Raw genomic sequence first — 7,101 nt, 5'->3', positions numbered from 1 at the left:
GTGCTCATCGCCAACCGTGGTGAAATCGCTGTCCGTGTTGCTCGGGCTTGCCGGGATGCCGGAATCGCGAGCGTGGCCGTCTATGCCGATCCGGACCGGGATGCTCTGCATGTGCGGGCGGCCGATGAGGCGTTCGCTCTGGGCGGTGACACTCCGGGGGCGAGTTACCTGGACATGGCGAAGGTGTTGCAGGCGGCGAAGGATTCCGGGGCGGACGCGGTCCATCCGGGGTACGGGTTCCTGTCGGAGAACGCGGAGTTCGCGCAGGCGGTGCTGGACGCGGGTCTGACGTGGATCGGTCCGCCGCCGCACGCGATCCGGGATCTGGGTGACAAGGTCGCCGCCCGGCACATCGCCCAGCGTGCCGGTGCCCCGCTCGTGGCCGGCACCCCCGACCCGGTGTCCGGGTCGGGCGAGGTCGTGGAGTTCGCGGAGAGGAACGGCCTGCCGATCGCGATCAAGGCGGCCTTCGGCGGGGGCGGGCGTGGTCTGAAGGTGGCCCGCACGCTTGAGGAGATCCCGGAGCTCTACGACTCGGCGGTCCGTGAGGCGGTCGCGGCGTTCGGCCGCGGGGAGTGCTTCGTGGAGCGCTACCTCGACAAGCCCCGCCACGTCGAGACGCAGTGCCTGGCCGACACCCACGGCAACGTCGTCGTCGTCTCCACCCGTGACTGCTCGCTCCAGCGCCGCCACCAGAAGCTCGTCGAGGAGGCCCCGGCCCCCTTCCTGTCCGAGGCACAGAACGCCGAGCTCTACGCCGCCTCGAAGGCCATCCTGAAGGAAGCCGGCTACGTCGGCGCCGGCACCGTCGAGTTCCTCGTCGGTGTGGACGGCACGATCAGCTTCCTCGAGGTCAACACCCGCCTCCAGGTCGAGCACCCGGTCACCGAGGAGGTCACCGGCCTCGACCTCGTGCGCGAGATGTTCCGGATCGCCGACGGTGAGGAACTCGGCTACGGCGACCCCGCGGTGCGCGGCCACTCCTTCGAGTTCCGCATCAACGGCGAGGACCCCGGCCGCGGCTTCCTGCCCGCCCCCGGCACCGTCACCCTCTTCGCCCCGCCCACCGGCCCCGGCGTCCGCCTCGACGCCGGCGTCGAGTCCGGCAGCGTCATCGGCCCGGCGTGGGACTCGCTCCTGGCCAAACTGGTCGTGACCGGCGCGACCCGCGAGCAGGCCCTGCAGCGCGCCGCCCGCGCCCTGGCCGAGTTCCAGGTCGAGGGCATGGCCACCGCGATCCCCTTCCACCGGGCCGTCGTCACCGACCCCGCGTTCACCGCCGACCCCTTCACGATCCACACCCGGTGGATCGAGACGGAGTTCGTCAACGACATCAAGCCCTTCCAGGTCCCCGCCGACCAGGACACCGACGAGGAATCCGGACGCGAGACCGTCGTCGTCGAGGTCGGCGGCAAACGCCTCGAAGTGTCCCTGCCCTCCTCGCTCGGCATGAGCCTGGCCCGCACCGGACTCGCCGCCGGAGCCAAGCCCAAACGCCGCGCCGCGAAGAAGACCGGCTCCGCCGCCTCCGGCGACACCCTCGCCTCACCCATGCAGGGCACGATCGTCAAGATCGCCGTCGAAGAGGGCCAGGAAGTCAAGGAAGGCGACCTCATCGTCGTCCTCGAAGCCATGAAGATGGAACAACCCCTCAACGCCCACCGCACCGGCACCGTGAAGGGGCTCACCGCCGAAATCGGGACTTCTGTTTCCGCCGGCGCCGCACTCTGTGAAATCAAGGACTGAGCAACGGGATTCCGTTTGTTCGTTCTGCGGAATTCTTGCACGGCCTGACAAAGCCCTGACACAGGGGGCGTTGAAAACCCCTGACGGGCCTCGGATACTGAAATCGAATGGATGAGCAGTGAGGAGAGGGAAAGCATGCACAGCACTCTGATCGTGGCTCGTATGGACATTGCATCCAGCGCTGATGTCGCCAAGCTTTTCGGTGAGTTCGACACCACCGAGATGCCTCACCGAATGGGCACCCGCCGGCGGCAGCTTTTCGAGTACAGGGGCCTGTATTTCCACCTGCAGGACTTCGACGAGGACCAGGGCGGGCGTCAGATACAGGAGGCGCGGCACGACGAGCGCTTCCAGCGGATCAGCGAGGACCTCAAGCCGCTGATCGAGGCGTACGACCCCGCGACCTGGCGCTCCCCGGCCGACGCGATGGCGAAGCGCTTCTACAGCTGGGAGGCGTCCGCGTGACCGGCCGACGTGTGGTCATCACCGGTATCGAGGTGCTGGCTCCCGGCGGCGTCGGGAGGAAGGCCTTCTGGGACCTGCTGAGTGACGGGCGTACCGCCACGCGCGGGATCACCTTCTTCGATCCGAGTCCCTTCCGCTCCCGGGTCGCCGCGGAGATCGACTTCGATCCGCGCGAGCACGGCCTGGGGCCGCAGGAGATCCGGCGGATGGACCGGGCGGCCCAGTTCGCCGTGGTCGCCGCGCGCGGCGCGGTCGCGGACAGCGGCATCGACCTCGCCGCGTACGACCCGTACCGCGTCGGCGTCACCATCGGCAGCGCCGTCGGCGCGACGATGGGCCTCGACGAGGAGTACAACGTCGTCAGCGACGGCGGCCGGCTGCACCTGGTCGACCACGAGTACGCGGTCCCGCACCTCTACAACTACCTGGTGCCCAGCTCCTTCACGGCCGAGGTCGCCTGGGCGGTGGGCGCGCAGGGACCGAGCACCGTGGTCTCCACCGGCTGCACCTCCGGCATCGACTCGGTCGGCCACGCCGTCGACCTGCTCCGCGAGGGCTCCGTGGATGTGATGATCGCCGGTTCCTCGGACGCCCCGATCTCCCCGATCACGATGGCGTGCTTCGACGCGATCAAGGCGACGACGCCCCGGCACGACGATCCGGAGCACGCCTCCCGGCCCTTCGACAGCAGCCGCAACGGCTTCGTCCTGGGCGAGGGTTCGGCCGTCTTCGTCCTGGAGGAGCTGGAGAGCGCGAGGAAGCGCGGCGCGCACATCTACGCCGAGATCGCCGGCTACGCCACCCGCTCCAACGCCTACCACATGACCGGTCTGCGGCAGGACGGCAAGGAGATGGCCGAGGCCATCGACGTCGCGCTGGGCGAGGCACGGATGAACCCGACCGAGATCGACTACGTCAACGCGCACGGCTCGGGCACCAAGCAGAACGACCGGCACGAGACCGCGGCCTTCAAGCGGAGCCTGGGTGACCACGCGTACCGCACCCCGGTCAGCTCCATCAAGTCGATGGTGGGGCACTCGCTCGGGGCCATCGGCTCCATCGAGATCGCCGCCTCCGCGCTGGCGATGGAGCACAACGTCGTGCCCCCGACGGCGAATCTGCACACCCCCGACCCGGAGTGCGACCTCGACTACGTACCGCTGGTGGCGCGTGAGCAGCTCACCGACACGGTGCTGACGGTCGGCAGCGGCTTCGGCGGGTTCCAGAGCGCCATGGTGCTGGCGCGCCCCGAGAGGAGTGCGGCATGACCACCTCAGTCGTAGTGACCGGCCTGGGCATCACCGCGCCCACCGGTCTCGGCACGCGGGACTACTGGGCCGCCACGCGGGCCGGCAAGAACGGCATCGGCCGGGTCACCCGCTTCGACTCCTCGTCCTACCCGGCGACCCTCGCGGGGGAGGTCCCCGGTTTCGCCGCCGAGGAGCTGCTCCCCAGCAGGATGCTGCCGCAGACGGACCGGATGACCCGCCTCGCGCTGGTCGCCGCGGAGTGGGCGCTCACCGACGCCGGTCTGGACCCGAAGGAGCTGGCCGAGTACGACATGGGCGTGGTGACGGCCAGTTCCTCGGGCGGCTTCGAGTTCGGCCAGAACGAGCTGCAGAAGCTCTGGAGCCAGGGCAGCCAGTACGTCAGCGCGTACCAGTCCTTCGCCTGGTTCTACGCTGTCAACAGCGGCCAGATCTCCATCAGCAACGGGCTCAAGGGTCCCAGCGGGGTGATCGTCAGTGACGAGGCCGGCGGTCTGGACGCCCTGGCCCAGGGGCGCAGGCTGATCCGCAAGGGCACCCGGATGATCGTCTCCGGTGGCGTCGACGCCTCCATCTGCCCCTGGGGCTGGGTGGCGCAGCTCGCGGGCAAGCGGCTGAGCACCAGCGACGAGCCGACGCGGGCGTTCCTGCCCTTCGACGCCGACGCGTCCGGATACGTGCCGGGCGAGGGCGGCGCGATCCTGATCATGGAGTCGGCGGACTCGGCCCGCGAGCGCGGAGCGCGCGTCTACGGAGAGATCGTCGGCTACGGCGCGACCTTCGACGCGGCGCCGGGCAGCGGGCGCGAACCCGCGCTGCGCAAGGCGATCGAGTTCGCCCTCGCGGACGCGGGCGTGAGCCCCGGAGAGGTGGACGTGGTCTTCGCGGACGCGGCCGGGGTGCCCGAGCTGGACCGGATCGAGGCCGAGGCCGTCGGGGCCGTGTTCGGCGAGGGCGGGGTCCCGGTCACCGCGCCCAAGACGATGACGGGACGGCTCTACTCCGGCGCGGCGCCGCTGGACGTGGCCACCGCCCTGCTGGCCATGGAGGAAGGGCTGATCCCTCCGACGGTCCACACCCGCCCGGCCGCCGAATACGGCCTCGACCTGGTCACGGAACGCCCGCGCACCGCCGACGTGCGGACCGCGCTCGTGGTGGCCCGCGGGTACGGCGGCTTCAACTCGGCCGTCGTCGTACGCGCCGCCGACTGACCCACCGCCCCCTCGCCCCCCCACCCACAGACCGCGCCCCCGCCCACGGGTTCACCCCCCGTCCCCGCGGGCGGGAGGCGCTTCCCTCTCCCACACGTACCGCTTCCCCCATCCGTGCGCCCCGGACCCGGCCGCACGGCGGCACCCACATGCCCCGGGCCCCCGCACAGCCCCGGATGCCCGCACCACCGCACACCTCCGACCACCCGCACCTCCGCACGTCCTGGATCCACCCACGCACGACCACGACGAAAGGCGATCCACATGGCCACGCACGAGTTCACCCTGGACGACCTGCGCCGCATCCTCCTGGAGGGCGCAGGCGCCGACGAGGGCGTCGACCTCGACGGGGACATCCTCGACGTCCAGTTCGAGGCGCTCGGATACGAGTCCCTCGCCCTGCTGGAGACCGGCAGCCGCATCGAGCGCGAGTACGGGATCGTCCTGGACGAGGACCTGCTCACCGACGCCGACACCCCGCGGGCGCTGATCGCCGCGGTCAACGAGCACCTCCTGGCGGTTCCGAACGCCGCCTGAGCCGGCCCGCCGCCGCTCCCTCTCTGCGTCCGGGCGGGGCGGACCACCCACGGTCCGCGCCGCCCGGACGCACCACGCACGGCCCCAGACGAACCACTCACGGAACAGACGGAGAAGAGACATGTCGTTGCAGGAGAAGCGGGTCGCCCTGATCACGGGTGCGACCAGTGGCATAGGCCTCGCGAGCGCGCGGGCGCTGGGCGCCCAGGGGCACCGGGTCTTCATCGGGGCGCGCAACGCCGAGAACGTCGCCGCGACGGTGAAGGAGCTCCAGGCCGAAGGGCTGGAGGCCGACGGAACGGTTCTGGACGTGCGCGACTCCGCGTCCGCCGCCGCCTTCGTCCAGGCCGCGGTCGACCGGTTCGGGAGCGTCGACGTCCTGGTCAACAACGCCGGGCGGTCCGGTGGCGGGGTGACCGCCGACATCGACGAGGAGCTGTGGACCGATGTGGTCGACACCAACCTCAACAGCGTGTTCCGCCTGACGAAGGAAGCCCTCAACACCGGAGGCATGCGTCACAAGGAACGCGGCCGCATCATCAACATCGCCTCCACCGCGGGCAAGCAGGGTGTGGTGCTGGGCGCCCCGTACTCCGCCTCCAAGCACGGGGTGGTCGGTTTCACCAAGGCGCTGGGCAACGAGCTCGCGCCCACCGGCATCACGGTCAACGCCGTCTGCCCCGGGTACGTCGAGACGCCGATGGCCCAGCGGGTCCGGGCCGGCTACGCCGCGGCGTACGACACCTCCGAGGACGCCATCCTCGACCGCTTCCAGTCCAAGATCCCGCTCGGCCGCTACTCCACCCCGGAGGAGGTCGCGGGCATGGTCGCCTACCTGGCCTCCGACACCGCCGCCTCCGTCACCGCCCAGGCCATCAACGTCTGCGGCGGACTCGGCAACTTCTGATCCGTACACCGAGGGTGCCCACGCATCCGAGATCCCGAAGAGGAAGTCCCATGACAACCCGCGAGGTTGAGCACGAGATCACCATCGCCGCGCCCGCGCCGGACGTGTACCGGCTGCTGGCCGACGTCACCCAGTGGCCGCGGATCTTCCCGCCGACGATCCACGTGGACCAGGTGGAGTCCGACGGATCCCAGGAGCGGATCCGGATCTGGGCGACCGCCAACGGGCAGGCGAAGAACTGGACGTCCCGCCGCGAGCTCGACCCCGAGGGCCTGCGCATCACCTTCCGCCAGGAGATCACGGCGGCCCCGGTCGCCGCCATGGGCGGTACGTGGATCATCGAGCCGCTGGACGGCGAGTCCGAGGCCGCGCGGGTGCGGCTGCTGCACGACTACCGCGCGATCGACGACGACGCGCACGACCTGCTCTGGATCGACGAGGCGGTCGACAGGAACAGCCGCTCGGAGCTGGCGGCGTTGAAGGAGAACGTCGAGCGGGCCCACGCCACCGACGACGTCACCTTCTCCTTCGAGGACACCGTCCACATCAACGGCTCCGCCAAGGACGCCTACGACTTCGTCAACGAAGCCGGACTCTGGCCCGAACGCCTCCCCCACGTCGCGACCGTCCACCTCACCGAGGACACCCCCGGCCTCCAGACCCTCACCATGGACACCCGCGCCAAGGACGGCAGCACCCACACCACCACCTCCCACCGCGTCACCTTCCCCCACCACAGGATCGCCTACAAACAGACCACCCTCCCCGCCCTCATGACCCTCCACACCGGCCTGTGGACCTTCACCGACACCGACACCGGCACCACCGCCACCTCCCAGCACACCGTCACCCTCAACACCGACAACATCACCCGCATCCTCGGCCCCGACGCCACCACCCAAGACGCCCGCACCTACGTCCACACCGCCCTCTCCACCAACAGCACCGCCACCCTCAACCACGCCAA

7 protein-coding genes are annotated in these 7,101 nt (G+C 70.3%); all 7 read left to right on the top strand.

The window, feature by feature from the left end; all coding sequences use genetic code 11:
• On the top strand, window positions 1-1,746 hold a 1,746-nt coding region (locus B9S57_RS10740; RefSeq protein WP_258036350.1), incomplete at its 5' end, for a biotin carboxylase N-terminal domain-containing protein.
• Window positions 1,747-1,881: 135 nt separating this feature from the next.
• Complete coding sequence (locus B9S57_RS10735) at window positions 1,882-2,211, top strand: TcmI family type II polyketide cyclase (protein WP_103515323.1); 330 nt, start codon at window positions 1,882-1,884, stop codon at window positions 2,209-2,211.
• Window positions 2,208-3,479 (top strand): beta-ketoacyl synthase, encoded by a 1,272-nt coding sequence (locus B9S57_RS10730; RefSeq protein WP_103515321.1) that lies wholly within the window; start codon window positions 2,208-2,210, stop codon window positions 3,477-3,479. The genes B9S57_RS10735 and B9S57_RS10730 overlap by 4 nt, the downstream gene beginning before the upstream one ends.
• Window positions 3,476-4,690 carry a ketosynthase chain-length factor gene (locus tag B9S57_RS10725; RefSeq protein WP_103515320.1) on the top strand — a complete coding sequence of 405 codons (1,215 nt, stop codon included), beginning with the start codon at window positions 3,476-3,478 and terminating at the stop codon, window positions 4,688-4,690. Before B9S57_RS10730 ends, B9S57_RS10725 begins: the two co-directional genes overlap by 4 nt.
• 264 nt (window positions 4,691-4,954) lie before the next feature.
• On the top strand, window positions 4,955-5,227 hold the full coding sequence (locus B9S57_RS10720) for an acyl carrier protein (RefSeq protein WP_103515319.1): 273 nt from the start codon (window positions 4,955-4,957) through the stop codon (window positions 5,225-5,227).
• A 121-nt stretch (window positions 5,228-5,348) separates the two neighbouring features.
• Window positions 5,349-6,134 carry a 3-oxoacyl-ACP reductase FabG gene (gene fabG / locus B9S57_RS10715; protein WP_103515318.1) on the top strand — a complete coding sequence of 262 codons (786 nt, stop codon included), beginning with the start codon at window positions 5,349-5,351 and terminating at the stop codon, window positions 6,132-6,134.
• 50 nt (window positions 6,135-6,184) lie between these two features.
• On the top strand, window positions 6,185-7,101 hold a 917-nt coding region (locus tag B9S57_RS10710; protein WP_103515317.1), incomplete at its 3' end, for an aromatase/cyclase.

It is taken from the genome of Streptomyces sp. SM10, assembly GCF_002910915.1.
Classification (GTDB): Bacteria; Actinomycetota; Actinomycetes; order Streptomycetales; family Streptomycetaceae; genus Streptomyces.
This window is presented reverse-complemented; position numbering and strand designations above follow the sequence as displayed.

Coding starts and splice junctions, on each gene's coding strand:
- B9S57_RS10735 (WP_103515323.1), top strand. CDS start 1,882: ATGCACAGCACTCTGATCGTGGCTCGTATGGACATTGCATCCAGCGCT.
- B9S57_RS10720 (WP_103515319.1), top strand. CDS start 4,955: ATGGCCACGCACGAGTTCACCCTGGACGACCTGCGCCGCATCCTCCTG.
- fabG (WP_103515318.1), top strand. CDS start 5,349: ATGTCGTTGCAGGAGAAGCGGGTCGCCCTGATCACGGGTGCGACCAGT.
- B9S57_RS10725 (WP_103515320.1), top strand. CDS start 3,476: ATGACCACCTCAGTCGTAGTGACCGGCCTGGGCATCACCGCGCCCACC.